The 17,338-nt window shown below is 74.0% G+C and carries 16 protein-coding genes; 6 read left to right on the forward strand and 10 right to left on the reverse strand.

The window, feature by feature from the left end:
* Window positions 1–23 precede the first annotated feature (23 nt).
* Window positions 24–935 (reverse strand): RNA polymerase sigma-70 factor, encoded by a 912-nt coding sequence (locus tag AB0K51_RS21105; protein WP_363457584.1) that lies wholly within the window; start codon window positions 933–935, stop codon window positions 24–26.
* Between the two features lie 236 nt (window positions 936–1,171).
* On the reverse strand, window positions 1,172–1,525 hold the full coding sequence (locus AB0K51_RS21110) for a helix-turn-helix domain-containing protein (protein WP_363457587.1): 354 nt from the start codon (window positions 1,523–1,525) through the stop codon (window positions 1,172–1,174).
* Window positions 1,526–1,644: 119 nt separating this feature from the next.
* On the opposite strand from AB0K51_RS21110, the gene AB0K51_RS21115 reads away from it, so the two are divergent.
* On the forward strand, window positions 1,645–2,481 hold the full coding sequence (locus tag AB0K51_RS21115) for an NAD(P)H-binding protein (protein WP_363457590.1): 837 nt from the start codon (window positions 1,645–1,647) through the stop codon (window positions 2,479–2,481).
* 76 nt (window positions 2,482–2,557) lie between these two features.
* Here AB0K51_RS21115 and AB0K51_RS21120 read toward each other — a convergent pair whose 3' ends face one another.
* From AB0K51_RS21120 to AB0K51_RS21150, 7 genes are all read right to left on the reverse strand, one after another.
* Window positions 2,558–3,157, reverse strand: a complete 600-nt coding sequence (locus tag AB0K51_RS21120) for a superoxide dismutase (protein ID WP_363457593.1) — start codon at window positions 3,155–3,157, stop codon at window positions 2,558–2,560.
* A gap of 124 nt (window positions 3,158–3,281) precedes the next feature.
* Window positions 3,282–5,057: an IucA/IucC family siderophore biosynthesis protein gene (locus AB0K51_RS21125; RefSeq protein WP_363457596.1), complete on the reverse strand. Its 1,776-nt coding sequence runs from the start codon at window positions 5,055–5,057 to the stop codon at window positions 3,282–3,284.
* On the reverse strand, window positions 5,054–5,626 hold the full coding sequence (locus AB0K51_RS21130; protein ID WP_363457598.1) for a GNAT family N-acetyltransferase: 573 nt from the start codon (window positions 5,624–5,626) through the stop codon (window positions 5,054–5,056). Before AB0K51_RS21130 ends, AB0K51_RS21125 begins: the two co-directional genes overlap by 4 nt.
* Window positions 5,623–6,903 carry a SidA/IucD/PvdA family monooxygenase gene (locus tag AB0K51_RS21135; RefSeq protein WP_363457601.1) on the reverse strand — a complete coding sequence of 427 codons (1,281 nt, stop codon included), beginning with the start codon at window positions 6,901–6,903 and terminating at the stop codon, window positions 5,623–5,625. The genes AB0K51_RS21130 and AB0K51_RS21135 overlap by 4 nt, the downstream gene beginning before the upstream one ends.
* 16 nt (window positions 6,904–6,919) lie before the next feature.
* On the reverse strand, window positions 6,920–8,419 hold the full coding sequence (locus tag AB0K51_RS21140) for an aspartate aminotransferase family protein (RefSeq protein WP_363457603.1): 1,500 nt from the start codon (window positions 8,417–8,419) through the stop codon (window positions 6,920–6,922).
* Window positions 8,420–8,539: 120 nt separating this feature from the next.
* On the reverse strand, window positions 8,540–9,394 hold the full coding sequence (locus AB0K51_RS21145; RefSeq protein ID WP_363457606.1) for a siderophore-interacting protein: 855 nt from the start codon (window positions 9,392–9,394) through the stop codon (window positions 8,540–8,542).
* Between the two features lie 11 nt (window positions 9,395–9,405).
* Window positions 9,406–10,437, reverse strand: a complete 1,032-nt coding sequence (locus tag AB0K51_RS21150; RefSeq protein WP_363457609.1) for an ABC transporter substrate-binding protein — start codon at window positions 10,435–10,437, stop codon at window positions 9,406–9,408.
* Between the two features lie 181 nt (window positions 10,438–10,618).
* On the opposite strand from AB0K51_RS21150, the gene AB0K51_RS21155 reads away from it, so the two are divergent.
* The 5 genes from AB0K51_RS21155 (at window position 10,619) to AB0K51_RS21175 (ending at window position 16,196) form a co-directional block, all read left to right on the forward strand.
* On the forward strand, window positions 10,619–11,650 hold the full coding sequence (locus tag AB0K51_RS21155) for an iron chelate uptake ABC transporter family permease subunit (protein WP_363457612.1): 1,032 nt from the start codon (window positions 10,619–10,621) through the stop codon (window positions 11,648–11,650).
* 40 nt (window positions 11,651–11,690) lie between these two features.
* Window positions 11,691–12,716: an iron chelate uptake ABC transporter family permease subunit gene (locus AB0K51_RS21160; protein ID WP_363457615.1), complete on the forward strand. Its 1,026-nt coding sequence runs from the start codon at window positions 11,691–11,693 to the stop codon at window positions 12,714–12,716.
* 80 nt (window positions 12,717–12,796) lie between these two features.
* Complete coding sequence (locus AB0K51_RS21165) at window positions 12,797–13,609, forward strand: ABC transporter ATP-binding protein (RefSeq protein WP_363457618.1); 813 nt, start codon at window positions 12,797–12,799, stop codon at window positions 13,607–13,609.
* Window positions 13,606–15,633 (forward strand): penicillin acylase family protein, encoded by a 2,028-nt coding sequence (locus tag AB0K51_RS21170; protein WP_363457621.1) that lies wholly within the window; start codon window positions 13,606–13,608, stop codon window positions 15,631–15,633. The genes AB0K51_RS21165 and AB0K51_RS21170 overlap by 4 nt, the downstream gene beginning before the upstream one ends.
* Window positions 15,633–16,196: a GNAT family N-acetyltransferase gene (locus AB0K51_RS21175; protein ID WP_363457623.1), complete on the forward strand. Its 564-nt coding sequence runs from the start codon at window positions 15,633–15,635 to the stop codon at window positions 16,194–16,196. The genes AB0K51_RS21170 and AB0K51_RS21175 overlap by 1 nt, the downstream gene beginning before the upstream one ends.
* Window positions 16,197–16,203: 7 nt before the next feature.
* Here AB0K51_RS21175 and AB0K51_RS21180 read toward each other — a convergent pair whose 3' ends face one another.
* Entirely contained in the window at window positions 16,204–17,145 is a 942-nt protein-coding gene (locus tag AB0K51_RS21180; protein ID WP_363457626.1) for a DJ-1/PfpI family protein, read from the reverse strand.
* Window positions 17,146–17,338: the final 193 nt, after the last annotated feature.

Consider the following 17,338-nt stretch of genomic DNA (forward strand, 5'->3'; position numbering starts at 1 on the left):
GTCACCAGGTAGGAACCGGATGGTCAGCCGCTTTGTGACAGGTCCCGGCGTCGGGCCGCGAAGTAGGCGAGTTTCTCCGGGTTGCGGACGATCCGGACGCCGGTGACGCCGTCCTCGCCCTGCTCCACCGTCCCGACCGAGGTGAGCTGCCCGTCCTCCCAGACCAGCAGGGCCGGGACGCCGTTGGCCTCGGCGACCTCCAGCCGGGCGCCCCGGGCGTAGCGGGCGAACAGTCCGGCCAGGAAGCGGGCGGCCTTGGCGCGTCCGGTCACCGGGCGCAGGGCGGCGCGGACCCGGCCGCCGCCGTCGGACCAGACCACGACGTGTTCGGCGAGGAGTTCCTCCAGCCGGTCGAGGGAGCCGTCGGCCGCGGCGGCGAGGAAGCGGCCGAGCAGTTCGCTGTTCTGCGCCGGGGTGGGCGTGAAGCGGGGGCCGCCCTCGGTGAGGCGGAGCCGGGCGCGGCGGTGGAGCTGGCGGGCGGCGGCCTCGGTGCAGTCGAGGACGCAGGCGACGTCCCGGTGGCTGTAGTCGAAGGCGTCGCGCAGGACGACGGCGGCCCGCTCGGGCGGGGTGAGCCGTTCCATCAGGGTGAGGACGGCGAAGGAGACGGCCTCGCGCTGTTCGGCGCGTTCCATCGGGCCGAGGTCGCCGGTGTCGGTGGGCACCGGTTCGGGCAGCCAGCTGCCCGGGTACTCCTCGCGGCGGGCGCGGGCCGAGGTGAGCCGGTTGAGGCAGAGGTTGGTCAGCACCTTGGCGAGCCAGGCGCCGGGCGCGGCGACCTGCCCCGGGGCGGCGCCGTGCCAGCGCAGGTAGGTGTCCTGGACGGCGTCCTCGGCCTCGGCGGCGGAGCCGAGCATCCGGTAGGCGAGCGAGAACAGGCGGGGCCGCTGGGCCTCGAACTGCTCGGTGGGGTCCGTCTGCTGGGGGCTGTCCACGGCGCCCACGCTAGACCCTGCCGGGGAGGCGGGAGGAACGGAGAGTCGGAGGAACGGAGAGTCGGAGGAACGGAGAGTCGGAGGAACGGAGGCTCGGAGGAAACGGGCGGGGAGGCGGGAGAGGCAGGAGCAGCTGGGTGGGTGGGGCCGGGCGGGGGTGGGGGTGTTGAGGGGTGGCCGGATCCGGCGGCGGGTGGGGGGTTGCCTGCCCAGTTCCCCGCGTGCCTGGCGTGGCGTCAGTTGCTGTCGAAGGCGGCGCGGGCGCGGTCGACCTCGGGGAGGTGGTGTTCGGACCAGTCGGTGAGGGCGGCGAAGACCGGGGAGAGGCTGCGGCCGAGCGGGGTGATGTCGTACTCGACGCGGGGCGGGACCTCGGGGTGGTAGGTGCGGGTGACCAGGCCGTCGCGTTCCAGCTGGCGCAGGCGCTGGGTGAGCACCTTCGGGGTGATGGCGCCGACGTTGCGGTGCAGTTCGACGAAGCGCTGCCGGCCGAGCTGGTGGAGGGTCCACAGGATGGGGGTGGTCCAGCGGCTGAAGACCACGTCGAGGACGGGGCTGATGGCGCACGGCGGTACGGGCGTCGACGGCACGGAACCCTCCTGAAGGGTAGTCACTTTCCTCTAGGTACCTAGTATCTCCGGGATGTTAGCGTCGCATCGACGGAGGGCCCGAGCAAGGCCCAACGACCAACCGAACATGGGGAGTTGTCGTGATCGTGGTGACGGGGGCGACCGGGAACATCGGGCGTCCGCTGGTGGCGGAGCTGGCGGCGGCGGGGGAGCGGGTGACGGCGGTGTCGCGCCGGGGCGCGGCCGAGGGGCTGCCGGACGGGGTGTTGGCGCACCGGGTGGACCTCGCGGACGTCGAGGCGCTGCGCCCGGCGCTGGCCGGGGCGAGCGCGCTGTTCCTGCTGCTGCCCGGTGAGTTGGCGGTGCCGGCGGAGGAACTGCTGGCAGTGGTACGGGAGTCGGGGGTGCGGCGGGTGGTGCTGCTCTCCTCGCAGCTGACGGGCACCCGTCCGCAGGCGCCGTCACACGCGCTGCTGCGGGAGTTCGAGGCGGCGGTGCGCGGCAGCGGGCTGGAGTGGACGGTGCTGCGGCCGGCCGGGTTCGCGTCGAACGCCTACGCCTGGGCGGAGTCGGTGCGCGGGCGGCGGACGGTGTTCGCGCCGTTCGGCGAGGTGGCGCTGCCGGTGGTGGACCCGGCGGACCTGGCGGCGGTCGCCGCGGCGGTGCTGCGCGAGGACGGGCACCACGGGCGCACCTACGTGCTGACCGGTCCGGAGCCGGTGGGGCCGCGGCGGCAGGCCGAGCTGCTCGGTGAACTGCTCGGCGAGAAGGTCGAGTTCGTGGAGCTGGACCGGGCGCAGGCGCGGACGGAGCTGCTGCGCTTCATGCCGCCGGAGGTGGCCGACGGCACGCTGGACGTGCTGGGCGAGCCGCTGCCCGAGGAGCGGGCGGCGAGCGCGGACGTGTCCCGGGTGCTGGGCCGGCCGGCCCGGGGCTTCGCGGACTGGGCGGCGGGGGCGCTGCCGGCCTTCCGCTGAGCCGGTGCCCGGGGAGGAGCCCGGGGCCCGCCGGTGGGAGCGGCGGGCCCCGGGAGCGGGGGTGCGGGCCGGTGCGTCAGGCCGAGGCGGCGGCGAACCGGGCGCTGACGTCCTGCCAGTTGACGACGTCCCAGAGCCGGGTGACGTAGTCGGGGCGGACGTTCTTGTACTGCAGGTAGTAGGCGTGCTCCCAGGCGTCGAAGGCGAGCAGCGGGGTGGTGCCCTGGCCGACGTTGCCGTGGTGGTCGTAGACCTGCTCGACGATCAGGCGCCTGCCGAGCGGTTCCCAGGAGAGGATGCCCCAGCCGGAGCCCTGGACGCCGACGGTGGCGGCGGTGAGCTGCTTCCGGAAGGCCTCGAAGGAGCCGAAGTGCTCGGTGACGGCGTCGGCGAGGGCGCCCTCGGGGCGGTCGCCGCCCTCGGGGGAGAGGTTCTCCCAGAACAGCGAGTGCAGCACGTGGCCGGAGAGGTGGAAGGCGAGCGTCTTCTGCAGGCCGACCAGGCTGCCGAACTGCTCCTTGTCCCGGGCCTCGGCGAGCTGCTCCAGCGTCTGGTTGGCGCCGTTGACGTAGGCCAGGTGGTGCTTGGAGTGGTGCAGCTCCAGGATCTCGGCGGACATCGCCCGCTCCAGGGCGGAGTAGTCGTACGGGAGGTCAGGCAGCGTGTACGCGGACATGGCGGGGCAGCCCCTTCTCGGTTGACGGAGGGTCCGTTGCAACCGCCACACTATTGCAAGTCATTCGCAAGAGCGATGATGGGGCATCAGTGCCGATCGGTGGCGCTGACGGCCCCGAGGGTGCTCACCGGGGGTGGCGGGCGAGCGGGTTGGCCAGGGTGCCGACCAGCTGGAGGGCGCCGGACGGGTCGGCCAGGTCGACCATCTGCCGGTTGTCGCGCAGCTGCAGCCGGTTGAGGCAGGAGAGCGCGAACTCCGCGGCGAACGGGTCGAACCGCTCGAACCGCTCGGCGAGGTGCGGCACCGAGTCGCGGTAGTCGGCGACGCACTCGGCGACGGTGCGCCAGAACGCGTCCTCGTCCAGCGTGCCGGCCTCGGCGAGCAGCGGCGCGAGGTAGCGGAAGAAGCAGTCGAAGACGTCGGTGAAGATCGACAGCAGTCGCATCCCCTCCGGCACGTCGGCGCGGATCCGCTGGACCTCGGGCGGGAGCACCGCGTGCGGGTCCATCACCACGATCTCCTCGGCGATGTCCTTGAACACCGCGCGGACCACCGCGCCGTCCTCCAGCACCAGGATGGTGTTCTCGCCGTGCGGCATGAACGCCAGGTCGTAGGCGTAGAAGCTGTGCAGCAGCGGTACCAGGTAGGCGTCCAGGTAGCGGCGCAGCCACACCGCGGGGGCGAGGCCGGACTGTTCGACCAGCGCCGCGGCCAGCGGGTGGCCGTCGGTGTCGCTGTGCAGCAGCGCGGCCATCGTGGTGAGCCGCTGGCCGGGGGCGAGGGCGGGCACCGGGCTCTCCCGCCACAGCGCGGCGAGCATCTTGCGGTACGGGGAGTACCGGTCGGTGGCGGCCTCGTACTGGCGGTGCCGGTAGCCGATGGCGGCCCGCTCGCGGATGACGGTCAGCCCGCTGGCGGTGAGCACCGGGTCGGCGGCGATCAGCCGGGCCAGCCAGTCGTTGATCGCCGGGGTGGCCTCCATGTAGGCGGCCGAGAGGCCGCGCATGAAGCCCATGTTGAGCACCGACAGGGCGGTCTTGACGTAGTGCTTGGCCGGGTCGCTGGTGTTGAAGAAGGTGCGGATGGACTGCTGGGCGAGGTAGTCGTCGCGGCCTTCGCCGAGGAACACCAGGCGGCGGGTGGCGAGTTCGCCGGCGAAGGTGACGGAGAGCTTGTTCCACCACTGCCAGGGGTGGACGGGCAGCAGCAGGTAGGCGTCCGGGTCGAGGCCGGCGTCGACCAGGACGGCGGTGAACCCGGCGAGCTGCTCGGGGCCCAACTCGCCGTCCAGCAGGGTGCGGTAGTCCAGGTCGGCGCAGCTGGTGAAGGTGGTGTGCTCGCGGTGCGCGGCGAGCCACAGCAGCCGGACCGGGCTGGCGGCCTCGGGGGCGTACCGCGGGTACTCGTCGCCGCCGAAGCCGAGCCGGCCGTTGTTGGCGACGAAGCCGGGGTGGCCCTCGGTCATGCCGGTCTCGATGGTCTGGAAGTCGGCCTTGGCGAGTTCGGCGGCGCTCGGCTGCGGGCGGCCGAGCTTGAACGCGGCGGAGGCGAGGGTGGAGGTGATCTCCTCCAGGTAGACCGGCAGGACCTGCGCGGACAGGCCCAGCGAGCCGGCGAACTCGGTGCAGAAGTCGACGGCGTCGAGCGGGAGTTCGTGCTCCGGCTCGGTGCTGCGGTGCCGGCTGAGGGAGTCCGCGTCCAGATGCCAGTGGTCGAGGGCGTAGCGCCGGGCGGTGAAGCGGTACACCGTCGTGCCGTCGTCGCAGGTCAGCTCGTAGCGGCCGTCGGCGAGATGACGAGGCGTCAGGAGTCGCTCGTGGCTGAACTCGGCGATCGCCTTGCGGACCAGGTGGCGGTTGGCGCGCGCCCAGAGGTCGGGGGTGAGGTGTGCGGTGGTCATGCGTCACTTCCGGTGGCGGTCTGGTGGTCGGCGCGGGTGCAGACGCTGAGCAGCGCCTGCTTCTCGGGTTTGGTGATCTCGCCGAGCACCCGGAAGCCGACCGCGGCGTTCAGCGCGTGCACGGCGGTGTTGCGGACGTCCGGCTCCACCACCACCCGGGCGGTGGCCGGGTCGTCGAACAGGAAGGCCATCACCGTGCCGATCACCGCGCGGGTGAAGCCGTGCACCGGGGTGTCGCTCGGCGCGGTGAGGAAGTGCATGCCGACGTCGCCCGGCTGCGCGGGGTAGAGGCCGGCGAGTTCGACCCGGGCCGGGTCGTAGCGCTCGACCAGGAAGGCGGGGACGCCCTCGTGCAGGCCCAGGTAGGCGTCGTGGTGCGGGTGTTCGGTGATCCGCCGGTACTCGGCGGCGACCTCGCCGAGGCTCGCCCGCTGCATCATCCAGAACGCGGCCTTGGGGTGGGTGACCCAGCGGTGCAGCAGCTCGGCGTCGCCCTCGGGGTCGAGCGGGCGGACGGCGAAGGCGCCGAGGGCGGCGTGGTCGCGGCGGTAGACGGTGGCGGTGCTCATGCGACCACGCCCTCGGGGGCGCCGAACTCCTGGAAGGCGATGGACTTCTCGACCGGGTAGACCTCGCGGCCGACCAGCTCGCGGATGATCCACGAGTTGCGGTACGGGCCCATGCCGAGGTCGGGGGAGGTGATCGAGTGGGCGTGGGTGGCGGCGTTCTGCAGGAAGACCTCCCCGCCGCCGTGGTCGATGCTGTAGTTGCGGCCGACGTCGAAGCGGCCGCGGCCGTCCCAGCGGATCCGGTCGCGGATCGGCTCCAGGAAGGCGGGCACCTGGTACCGGTAGCCGGTGGCCAGCACCAGGCCCTCGGTCTCCAGGGTGAACGCGCGCCGCTGCTCGGCGTGTTCGAAGCCGAGCGTGTAGCGGCCCTGCTGCTCGGACCAACTGGCGCTCTTCAGAGAGGAGTTGGTGAACAGTCGGGTGGCCACCGGGCCGGTGACGCTCTTCTGGTAGAGCAGGTCGAAGATGCTGTTGATCAGGTCGGCGTCGATGCCCTTGAACAGGCCCTTCTGCTCGGCCTCCAGCCGGTAGCGGGTGTCCTCCGGCAGCGCGTGGTAGTAGTCCACGTACTCCGGGGAGGTCATCTCCAGGGTGAGCTTGGTGTACTCCAGCGGGAAGAACCGCGAGGAGCGGGTCACCCAGTTCAGCTTGTAGCCGCCGGGCTGCTGGTCGGCCAGCAGGTCGTAGTAGATCTCGGCGGCGCTCTGGCCGCTGCCGACCACGGTGATGCTCCGCCTGGTCTGCAGTTCGGCCTTGCCCGCCAGGTAGCCGGAATTGTGCAGCAGTCCGCCGCCCAGGCCGCGGCACGGCTCGGGCAGGTACGGCGGGGTGCCGGTGCCCAGCACCAGACGGCGGGCGCGGTGCGCGACCGGGCCGTCGGCGGTGTCGGCGTGCACGGTGTAGCCGCCGTCGGTGTACTCGATCCGGGTGACCGTCTGGCCGAACCGGACGGATCCGAGCTGCTCGGCGGCCCACCGGCAGTAGGCGTTGTACTCGGCGCGCACCGGGTAGAACTGCTCGCGTATGTAGAACGGGTAGAGCCGGCCGCGCTGCTTCAGGTAGTTGAGGAAGGAGTAGCGCGAGGTCGGGTCGGCCAGGGTGACCAGGTCGGCCATGAACGGGGTCTGCAGGGTGGCGAAGTCCAGCAGCATCCCGGGGTGCCAGTCGAACTCCTCGCGGGCCTCCAGGAACAGGCCGTCGAGGTCGTCGAGCGGGGCGGTCAGGCAGGCCAGACCCAGGTTGTAGGGGCCGAGGCCGACGGCGATGAAGTCGTGCACGGGGGTCTCCTCGGGGTCAGCCCGCGACGCGGCGCAGGGCGGTGGCGGCCTGGGCGTCCAGGTGGTCGGCGGCGTGGGCGTCGATCAGGTCGAGCACGGCCGCGACGTCGGCGAGCGTGGTCTCCGGGTTGAGCAGGGTGAACTTCAGGAAGTGCCGGCCGTCGACGACCGTCCCGGCGACCACCGCCTCGCCGGAGGCGGCCAGCGCCTCGCGGGCGTGCAGGTTGGCGGCGTCGGCGTGCGGTCCGGCGCCCTCGGGGCCCCGCCAGCGGAACACCACGGTAGACAGCGCGGAGCGGGTGACCACCTCGAACCGCTCGTCGCGGTCGAGGAGTTCGTAGGCCTCGGCGGCCAGGTCGACCACCTGGTCGAAGAGCGCGCCGACGCCGTCGGCGCCCATCACCCGCAGGGTCAGCCACAGTTTGAGCGCGTCGAAGCGCCGGGTGGTCTGGATGCTCTTGTCGACCTGGTTGGGGACCAGCTCGGCGGTGCGGGCCGGGTTGAGGTAGTCGGCGTGGTAGGTGGCGTGCCGCAGGGTGGTCCGGTCGCGCACCAGCAGGGCGGAGGAACTCACCGGCTGGAAGAAGGACTTGTGGTAGTCGACGGTGACCGAGTCGGCTCGCTCGATGCCTGCCAGCAGTGCGCGGCGGGTCGGCGAGACCAGCAGCCCGCAGCCGTAGGCGGCGTCCACGTGCAGCCACGTCCGGGCGGCCGCGCAGGCGTCGGCGATCCGCGGCAGCGGGTCGACGGAGCCGAAGTCGGTGGTGCCGGCGGTGGCCACCACGGCGATCACCGGCAGGTCCTCGCGGCGGCAGAACTCCAGTGCCGCCTCCAGCAGTTCGGGCTTGAGCCGGCGGGCGTGGTCGGTGCCGATCGGGATCACCGCGTCGGGGGTGAGGCCGAGCATCTTGGCCGACTTGCGGACGCTGAAGTGGCTCGCCTCGGAGGCGATGATCCGCAGCCGGGGCAGCAGTTCGGCGCGCGGCCGGGGGTCGGCGGCGAGCGCCTGCTCGCGGGCCAGCAGCAGCGCCTGGAAGTTGGACTGGGTGCCGCCGCTGGTGAACACCCCGTCGGCGTCCGGCCCGAGGCCGATCCGGCCGGCCGTCCAGTCGATCAGTTTGCGCTCGATCAGGGTGGCACCGGCGCTCTGGTCCCAGGTGTCCAACGAGGAGTTCACCGCGGTGAGCACCGCCTCGCCGAGCAACGCGGGTATCACCACCGGGCAGTTGAGGTGGGCCAGGTAGCGCGGGTGGTGGAAGTAGACCGCGTCCCGCAGGTAGACCTCGCCGAGCTCGTCCAGCGCGGCGGCCTCGGAGCCGAGCGGCGCGTCCAGGTCGACCCCGTCGACGACCGGGCGCAGCTGCTCGGGGGTGGTCCCGCTGAACGGCCGTGCGGTGTCGGCGATCCGCTCGGCGACCAGCTCCACCCCGGCGTGCAGCACGCGGCGGTAGCGGTCCAGGGTGCGGTCGTTGAACAGCTGCTCGCGGGGCTGGAGGGCTACTCCCGGGAAACTCATGGTCAGTCCTCAACGTCGGCAGGTGAGTTGCTGAAGTGAGGTTAGCCTAACCTAAGTTCGTTCATGCGAAAGGCCCGTCCGCCCACTTCAGGGCGGACGGGCCGTCAGGCAGCGTCGGGATCACGCCAGTTCGGCGTAGGCCTCCTCGCGGATCCGGTCCTCGCTGGCGCCGCGCCGCCAGTAGCCGGTGAAGCTCACCGCGCGCTTGTCCACGCCGCGCTCGCGCACCAGGTGCCGGCGCACCTCCTTGACCAGGCCGGACTCCCCCGCGATCCAGGCGTACGGGGTGCCTGCGGGCAGCTCGGCCGCGCGCAGCGCGTCCAGCAGGCCGGACGGCTTGCCGGGCTCGCGCACCAGCCAGGTGACGTCCACCCGGCCGGCCCCGGACAGGTCCTGGATGTCGGCCGGATCCGGTACCTCGATCCAGACCAGCGCCCGGGTGCCGGGCGGCAGCCAGTCCAGGATGCCGCCGACCGCGGGCAGCGCCGTCTCGTCGGCGACCAGCAGCGCGAAGTCGGTGTCCGGCGGCGGGCGGAAGCCCACCGAGCGGTTGTCGGCGAGCGCCGGGCCGAGCAGCACCACCCGGGCGCCCGGCCCCGCCTCCGCGGCCCAGCGGGCGGCCGGGCCGGCCGGGGCGTGGTCGGCCGGACCGGTGCCGTGCAGCGCGAAGTCCACGTCCACCTCGGGCGGCGAGGTGCGCTGCGCCCGGACGGTGTACGAGCGCATCACCGCGCGCTCCTCCGCGGGGATCGCCCGCCAGGCGTGGAACCAGTTCTCGCCCTCGTGGTATGGCAGTTCGGGCTCGGCCTGGCCGGGGTGCGGCAGGAAGAGCGAGAACGACTGGTCGCGTCCGCCACTGGCGAACCGCTCCAGCGCAGCGCCGCCGAAGGTGACCCGCAGCATGGTCGGGCCGAGCCGCCGGGTGCGCACCACGTGTGCCGGGAAGAAGTCGTACTCCTGTGTCTCGGTGCTCATCCGACGGCCTTTCAGCTCAGCTTGCGGGAGGTGCGGATCGCCTCGGCGAGGCGTTCCAGCAGCGGGGCGAAGCCGGCGTGGGAGAAGCGCGGCACCGCGTCCCAGGGGGTGATCTGACCGGCCTTCACCGCGGGCAACTGGCCCCAGGCGGGCTTGGCCGCCAGGTCCTTGGGCTGCAGGGCGGTCGAGCGCTGGTCGAGCAGCAGGATGTCGGCCGCGTACTTGCCGGCGTTCTCCCAGCTCAGGCTCTCGTAGTAGTCGCCGCCGTCGGTCTTCTCCGGCTGCACGAACTGCACGCCCAGCTCGGCGAAGAAGATCAGGTCGCAGGAGATCTTCGGGTTGGAGACGTAGAAGATGTCGGCGCTGCCGGAGCAGGCCATCACCTTGACGCCGCCGGCCGCCTTGGCGGCCTGGCGCACCGACTCGGCGGCCTTCTCGAACCGGGCCTTGGCGTCGGTGACCTTCGGCGCCTTCAGGTCCGCGCCGAGCGACTCGGCCAGCTTGGCGTAGTGCTCGATCGGCTGGGTGATGGACACCTTGCCGGTGGAGATCGCCACCACCGGGGCGAGCGGGACGATCTTGTCCTTGGACTCGTCCGGCACGTACCAGAGCGCGTCCGGCTCGTACATGTGGGTCACCAGCAGCTCGGGGCGCAGGGCCGCGTACTTCTCGATGGAGAACTCGCCCCAGGCATTGCCGATGATCTCGATCCGGTCGACGTCCAGGCTGCCCGCCTGCGGATCGGCCTTGCCGTCGGAGGCCTTGGTCTCGCCGAAGACGCCGACCAGTTGCCTGTCCAGGCCGAAGTCGGCGAGCGCGGCGGCGGTGCCGGTGAAGGCCACCACCCGGGACGGGGTGCTCTTCGCGGTGACGGCCTTGCCGCGGTCGTCGGTGAAGCTCCACGGACCGCTGCTCCCGGCCGACTTGGCCGCACCGCCGGACGACTCGCCGGACGAGCCGCAGGCGGCGAGGGCGGCGCCCAGTGCGGTGGCGCCGCCCGCGGCGAGCAGACCGCGGCGGGTGAGGCGGGGGGAAGACGGCATGGCGAAGTCCTTCGGTGCGACGGGGGAGCGGATCACACGCAGAGCGCGGGGGAGCGCAGCGGATCGGCGCAGCAGATCGGCGCGGCGAACATAGGTTAACCTAACCTAAGTTCCTGTCCAGGGGTCGGTCCGTGACGAACCGTGACCGGTCCGCGGACCCCCGATGCCATCCGGAGCACCCGTGACCGCCACCAGCTCGCTCCCGATCCGCGGCGACACCGCCGCCCGCCGCAGCTCGCCCCGCGCACTCGGACTGGCCGCCGCGCTGCTCGTGCTGCTCGCCGTCCTGGTGCTCAGCCTCGGCCTCGGCGCACGGCAGTTGAGCCCCGCCGAGGTCTGGCACGGCCTGGTCGACCGGGCCGCGCCCGGCTACCCGGTGGTGCACCAGATGCGGCTGCCGCGCACCCTGCTCGGCCTGCTGGCCGGCATCGCCCTCGGCCTCGCGGGCGGCGTGATGCAGGCGCTGACCCGCAACCCGCTGGCCGACCCCGGACTGCTCGGCATCAACGCCGGCGCCTCCGCCGCGGTCGCCACCGCCGCCGCCTTCCTCGGCGTCACCTCCTTCGACGGCTACGTCTGGTGGGCGCTGGCCGGCGCCGCCGTCGTCTCGGTGCTGGTCTACGCCGTCGGTGGCGGCCGCGGCGCCACCCCGGCCCGCCTCGCCCTGGCCGGCGCGGCGCTGAACGCCACCCTGTACTCGTACGTCAGCGCCGTGATGCTGCTCGACTCGGCCTCGCTGGACAAGATGCGGTTCTGGACCGTCGGCTCGCTGGCCGGCGCCCAACCCTCCACCGTGGTCGGAGTGTTGCCGTTCATCGCGGTCGGCACGCTGCTCGCCCTGGGCCTGGCCCGCGCGCTGAACGCGCTCGCCCTCGGCGACGACGCGGCCCGCGCCCTCGGCGCCCGCCCCGCGGCGATCCGCGCGGTGGCGATCGTCGCGGTCACCCTGCTGTGCGGCGCCGCCACCGCCGCCTGCGGGCCGATCGTCTTCGTCGGCCTGATGGTCCCTCACCTGGTGCGCGCCCTCACCGGACCCGACCTGCGCTGGCTGCTGCCGTACTGCGCGGTGCTCGCCCCGGTGCTGCTGCTCGGCGCCGACGTGGCCGGCCGGGTGCTCGGCCGGCCCGGCGAACTCCAGGTCGGCATCGTCACCGCCGTCCTCGGCGGACCCTTCTTCCTCTACTTCGCACGCCGCGGGAGGGCCCGGGCATGACGCCGCACCGCCACGTCACCCACCGCCGGAGGACCCGGACATGAGGACGCTCCGCCTGGCGCACTTCTCGCTGCGCTACCGCCCGCGGGCGCTCGCCGTCGTCGTCGCCGCGCTGCTGCTCGCCCTCGCCGTCGCCGTGCTGGCGCTCGGCCGCGGCGACTTCCCGATCGCCCCCGGCGAGGTGCTGCGCACCCTGTTCGGCGGCGGCAGCCCCGCCGAGGACTACATCGTCAACCAGCTGCGGCTGCCCCGGATCGCCACCGCGCTGCTGGTCGGCGCGGCGCTGGCGCTGGCCGGCGCGCTGTTCCAGACCCTGGTGCGCAACCCGCTCGGCAGCCCCGACATCCTCGGCTTCACCCAGGGCGCGGCCACCGGCGCGCTGCTGGTCGTGGTGGCCGGCGGCTCCAGCCTCGCGCTGGCCGGCGGGGCGATCGGCGGCGGCCTGGCCACCGGCGCCGCGATCTACGCGCTCGCCTGGCGCGGCGGCGTCCAGGGCAGCCGGCTGGTGATGGTCGGCATCGGCACCGCCGCGATCCTCACCGGCCTCAACGGCTACCTGCTGACCCGCACTCAGCTCATGGACGCCGCCCGCGCGGTGCTCTGGCTCACCGGCAGCCTGGACGGCCGCGGCTGGGACGACGCGCTGCCGCTGCTGATCGCCCTCGCCGTGCTGGCCCCCGCGGTGCTGCTCGGCTGCGGCCCCGCGCTGCGCGCCCTGGAGCTCGGCGACGACGCCGCGAGCGGTCTCGGGGTGCGCCCCGAGCGGGTCCGGATGGTGCTGCTGGCCGCCGCGGTGCTGCTCGCCTCGCTCGCCGCGGCGGCCGCCGGGCCGGTCAACTTCGTCGCGCTGACCGCCCCGCAGCTGGCCCGCCGGTTCACCCGGGTGCCCGGACCCAACCTGGCCGCCTCGATGTGCACCGGCGGCGCGCTGCTGGTCACCGCCGACTTCACCGCCCAGCACCTGTTCGCCGACCACCAGGCGCCGGTCGGCGTGGTCACCGGCGTACTCGGCGGCGGCTACCTGGTCTGGCTGTTGGCCACCCAGCGCCGGGCCGGCCGGCTGTGAACCCGCTGACCTGCCGCCTGCGCAAGGCCCTGGCCCGGGCCGTCGGCCAGCGTCCCCTCCCCGTCCCGATCGGAGCCCCCATGGCCCAGTCCGCACCCCGCCTGGCCGGCCGCGACCTCACCCTCGCCTACGAGAAGCGCACCATCGCCGAGGGACTCACCGTCGACATCCCCGACCACTCGTTCACCGTCGTGGTCGGCCCCAACGCCTGCGGCAAGTCCACCCTGCTGCGCGCCCTGTCCCGCACCCTCAAGCCGGCCGCCGGGACGGTCCTGCTGGACGGCAGGTCGATCGCCGACCTGCCCGCCAAGCAGGTCGCCCGCACCCTCGGCCTGCTCCCGCAGTCCTCCGTCGCCCCCGACGGCATCACGGTCGCCGAACTGGTCTCCCGCGGCCGCTACCCGCACCAGAGCGTGCTGCGCCAGTGGTCCGCCGAGGACGAGCGGGTGGTCGCCGAGGCGATGGCCGACACCGGCGTCGCCGACCTCGCCGACCGCGCCGTCGACGAACTCTCCGGCGGCCAGCGCCAGCGGGTGTGGATCGCCATGGCCCTCGCCCAGCAGACCCCGCTGCTGCTGCTCGACGAGCCCACCACGTATCTGGACATCGCCCACCAGATCGAGGTGCTCGACCTATGCGCCCGGCTCCACCGCGAGCAGGGCCGCACCCTGGTCGCGGTGCTGCACGACCTCAACCAGGCCGCCCGGTACGCCACCCACCTGGTCGCGCTGCGCGACGGCCGGCTGATCGCGGCCGGACCGCCCGCCGAGGTGGTCACCGCCGACCTGGTCGAGGAGGTGTTCCGGCTGCCCTGCCGGGTCATCCCCGACCCGGAGACCGGCACCCCGCTGGTCGTCCCCACCGCCAACCGCCGCATCAAGGTGGGAGCATGACGGTCGATCAGCCCGGCGAGGTCCGCCGCGACGCGTGGGGCGTGCCCTGGCTGACCGCCGCCGACCCGCTCGAACTCGCCCGGCTGCAGGGCCGCAACGCCGCCGAGGACCGCACCTGGCAGCTGCACGTCGAGCGGCTAAGAGCCGAGGGTCGCTCCGCCGAACTGCTCGGCGCGGGCGAGCTGGAGTGGGACGTCTTCGCCCGGCGGGCCCGGCTCGCCGACACCGCCCGGCGCTGCCACGCCGCCCTCGACGCGGCCACCGCCGCATGGGTCGCCGCCTACGTGGACGGCGTCAACTCCGGCCTCGCGCACGCCTCGTCGCCGCAGTTCGGACAGGCGCGGCCGGAGCCGTGGGAGCCCTGGACGCCGCTCGCGCTGTGGCTCTCGCACCACATCCTGTTCGCCGGCTTCCCCGGCAAGCTGTGGCGCGCCCGGGTCGCCCGGCACCTCGGCGTCGAGCACGCCGAGGCCTTCGCCACCGAGGGCCCCGCCGCCTCCGGCTCCAACGGCTGGCTGATCGCCGGCGAGCGCACCGCCACCGGGCAGCCGCTGATCGCCGGCGACCCGCACCGGTTCGTCGAGGACCCCGGCATCTACCAGCAGGTCCGGCTCTCCTGCCCGGAGTTCGACGTCCTCGGCCTCGCCGTCCCCGGCGTCCCCGGGATCGCCCACTTCGGGCACACCGGCGAGGTCGCCTGGGCGATCACCAACGCCATGGCCGACTACCAGGACCTCTACCGCGAGCGGCTGCGCCGCACCCCCGACGGCCGGCTCCAGGCGCTCGGCCCGGACGGCTGGGCGGACGCCGCTGAGCACACCGAGACCGTGCACGTCCTGGACGGCCCGCCGGTCCGGGTGCGGGTGGTCGAGACCGCCCGCGGCCCGCTGATCGCGGGCGGCCCCGACAGCGCGGCCGAAGCCCTCAGCCTGCGCTACCCGCCGCGGGTGACCGGCGAGTTGGGGTTCGCCGCACTGCCCGCGCTGCTGCGCGCCCGCACCGTCGCCGAGCTGGCCGCCGCCCTCGAACGCTGGGCCGAGCCGGTCAACGTGGTGCTCGCCGCCGACACCCGCGGCGGCCTGCTGCACCGGGTGGCCGGCGCCGTCCCGCTCCGCCCGCGCGCCAACTCGGTGCAGCCGGTGCCCGCCTGGGAGCCCGCGTACGCGTGGCGGGGCTGGGCCGAGCCGCCCCGCGCCGAGGTGCGCGGCACCGCGGTGATGGCCAACCAGCGCGGCCTGGCCGCCCCGCTCGGCATCGAGTTCTCCGCCCCGCACCGGGCCGAGCGGATCGCCGCGCTGCTGGACTCCCGCCCCGTCTGGGACGCCGAACGGCAGGCCGAGATCCACACCGACACCTGGCTCGGCTCCGCCGGCCCGGTCCTCGAACTGCTCGCCACCCTCGACGGGTTGAGCCCCGCCGCCGAGCAGCTGCGGGCCCGGCTGCTGCACTGGGACCGCCGGATGGCCGCCGACTCCGTCGACGCCGCCGCCTACGCGGCCCTGCGCACTGCGCTGGTCCGGGAGTTGGCGCAGCGTCCGGTGCTCGCCGGGCTCGCCGCCGCGCACCCGTACCCGGCGCTGTTCACGCCCTGGCTGGCCCTGCTGCCCAGGATCGGCTACGCCCTGGACGCGCTGATCGCCGAGGACGCGCTCGGCCTCGACCCGGCCGGCGCGCTGCGCGCCGCGCTGGAGCGGACCGCCGACCGGCCGCCCACCGGCACCTGGGGCGAGCACCACCGGCTCGCCCCCTGGCAGGCCCGCCCCGGCACCCCCGACGCCGACTGGCCCGGCCTCGCCGGAGACCACGACTGCGTGCTCGCCACCTCCAGCGTCCCCGGCGTCACCGACCGCTCGGCGCGCGGCCCCGCCGCCCGCTACGTCTGGGACCTCGCCGACCGTGCGAACAGCCGCTGGGTGGTGCCGTTCGGCGCCGCCGGAAACCCCGAAGACCCGCACCACCGCGACCAGTTGACGCACTGGCTGGCCGGTGCGCTGCTGCCCGTGCCGTCCGAGGAGACCCCCTGATGCCCGACACCGCGTACCGCCGGACGATTCCCGGCTTCGGCGAGGTCCGGATCCGCTCGCTCGACCCGGCCGGTGACGCCCCGCTCGTCCACTCCTGGGTCACCCAGGACCGGGCCCGGTTCTGGGGCATGCGCGACCACACCGTCGAGCAGGTCGCGGACATCTACGCCTACGTCGACTCGCTGCCCAGCCACTTCGCCTGGCTGGTGCTGCACGACGACGCTCCCGTCGCGCTGTTCCAGACCTACCGGCCCGAGCACGACCCGGTCGGCGAGTGCTACGAGGTCCGGCCCGGCGACCACGGCGTCCACCTGCTGATCGGCCCGGTCGCCGGCGCCGCCCGGCCCGGCTACACCGCCGTCCTGGTCGGCGTCTTCCTGGGCTTCGTCTTCGCCGACCCCGGCCACCTGCGGATCGTCGCCGAACCCGACGCCCGCAACGACAAGGCCATCGCCCGCCTGCGCCGCACCGGCTTCACCCCCGGCCCGCAGATCGACCTGCCGGACAAGCGCGCCCAGCTGATGTTCATCGACCGGACGGCCGCCGCCGGGCTGCTGATCTGACGCAACGTCAGGCCGGGGACGGGGTGAAGGACCGGCGGTACGCGCCCGGGGTGACCGACAGCGTCCGGGCGAACGCCCGGCGCAGCGCCTCCGCGGTGCCGTAGCCGCAGGTCCGGGCGATCTCCTCGACGCCGTCGCGGCTCTCCTCCAGTCGGCGGCGGGCCGCCTCCAGGCGGACGCCGTCCACGTAGCGGCCGGGCGTCATGCCCACCTCGGCGGTGAACGTCCGGGCGAAGTGCCGGGGCGAGAGCGCGGCCCGGCGGGCCAGCGCGGTCACCGAGAGGTCGTCCGCCGGGTGCTCGGCGATGTACCGCTGGACCTCGCGCAGCGGCTCCCGCTCGGCGAACTGGGCGGTCAGCTGGGTGGAGAACTGCGACTGCCCGCCCGGCCGCCGCAGGAACATCACCAGGTGCCGGGCGACGGCCAGCGCGGCGGCCCGGCCGAGGTCCTCCTCGACCAGCGCCAGTGCCAGGTCGATCCCGGCCGTCACGCCCGCGGAGGTGGAGATCCGGCCGTCCCGGACGTAGATCGGGTCCGGGTCCACCGCGACCTGCGGGTGCCGGACGGCGAGGTCCTCCCAGTGCGCCCAGTGCGTGGTGGCCCGCCGCCCGTCCAGCAGCCCCGCCGCGGCGAGCAGGAACGCCCCGGTGCACACCGAGGCCACCCGCTGTGCGCCGCCCGCGAGTTCGGCGATCCGTGCGACCAGCGCCGGGTCCTCCCGGCGGGCGCCGCGTCCGCCCGGTACCACCAGCGTGTGCGGCGCCCCGGCCGCCGCCAGGTCCCCGTCCGGCAGCAGCCCGAGCCCGCTGCCGGTCCGCACCGGCCCGCCGCCGAGCGACGCGGTGGTGACCCGGTAGCCGCCCGCCAGCGTGAAGACCTCCAACTGGCCCGTCACGTCCAGACTCTGCACGTCCTCGAACAGGACGATCAGCACACTGCGCTGTTCCATGCCGCCAGGCTCCCAGGGCCCGCGGATGGCAGCAATGACGCGGACCCGACGTTTCCTGCCACCAGGCGTTCGCGTGAGTCCGCCCTGGCGGGGCCGGCCGATGCTCCTATAGACGTCAAGCGGCAGGCGCGAGGTCGTTTCGAGTGATTCGTGCGGCTGCTGTGCTGGTGAGCGCGCGGTAGACCTCTCGTGC

Origin of the sequence: Kitasatospora sp. NPDC049285 (genome assembly GCF_040678815.1) — a bacterium.
GTDB lineage: Bacteria > Actinomycetota > Actinomycetes > Streptomycetales > Streptomycetaceae > Kitasatospora.

Bases quoted from the DNA above. Each gene is read 5' to 3' on its own strand.
- AB0K51_RS21120 (WP_363457593.1), bottom strand. From the start codon at position 3,157: ATGTCCGCGTACACGCTGCCTGACCTCCCGTACGACTACTCCGCCCTG.
- AB0K51_RS21125 (WP_363457596.1), bottom strand. From the start codon at position 5,057: ATGACCACCGCACACCTCACCCCCGACCTCTGGGCGCGCGCCAACCGC.
- AB0K51_RS21130 (WP_363457598.1), bottom strand. From the start codon at position 5,626: ATGAGCACCGCCACCGTCTACCGCCGCGACCACGCCGCCCTCGGCGCC.
- AB0K51_RS21140 (WP_363457603.1), bottom strand. From the start codon at position 8,419: ATGAGTTTCCCGGGAGTAGCCCTCCAGCCCCGCGAGCAGCTGTTCAAC.
- AB0K51_RS21145 (WP_363457606.1), bottom strand. From the start codon at position 9,394: ATGAGCACCGAGACACAGGAGTACGACTTCTTCCCGGCACACGTGGTG.
- AB0K51_RS21150 (WP_363457609.1), bottom strand. From the start codon at position 10,437: ATGCCGTCTTCCCCCCGCCTCACCCGCCGCGGTCTGCTCGCCGCGGGC.
- AB0K51_RS21160 (WP_363457615.1), top strand. From the start codon at position 11,691: ATGAGGACGCTCCGCCTGGCGCACTTCTCGCTGCGCTACCGCCCGCGG.
- AB0K51_RS21165 (WP_363457618.1), top strand. From the start codon at position 12,797: ATGGCCCAGTCCGCACCCCGCCTGGCCGGCCGCGACCTCACCCTCGCC.
- AB0K51_RS21170 (WP_363457621.1), top strand. From the start codon at position 13,606: ATGACGGTCGATCAGCCCGGCGAGGTCCGCCGCGACGCGTGGGGCGTG.
- AB0K51_RS21175 (WP_363457623.1), top strand. From the start codon at position 15,633: ATGCCCGACACCGCGTACCGCCGGACGATTCCCGGCTTCGGCGAGGTC.
- AB0K51_RS21180 (WP_363457626.1), bottom strand. From the start codon at position 17,145: ATGGAACAGCGCAGTGTGCTGATCGTCCTGTTCGAGGACGTGCAGAGT.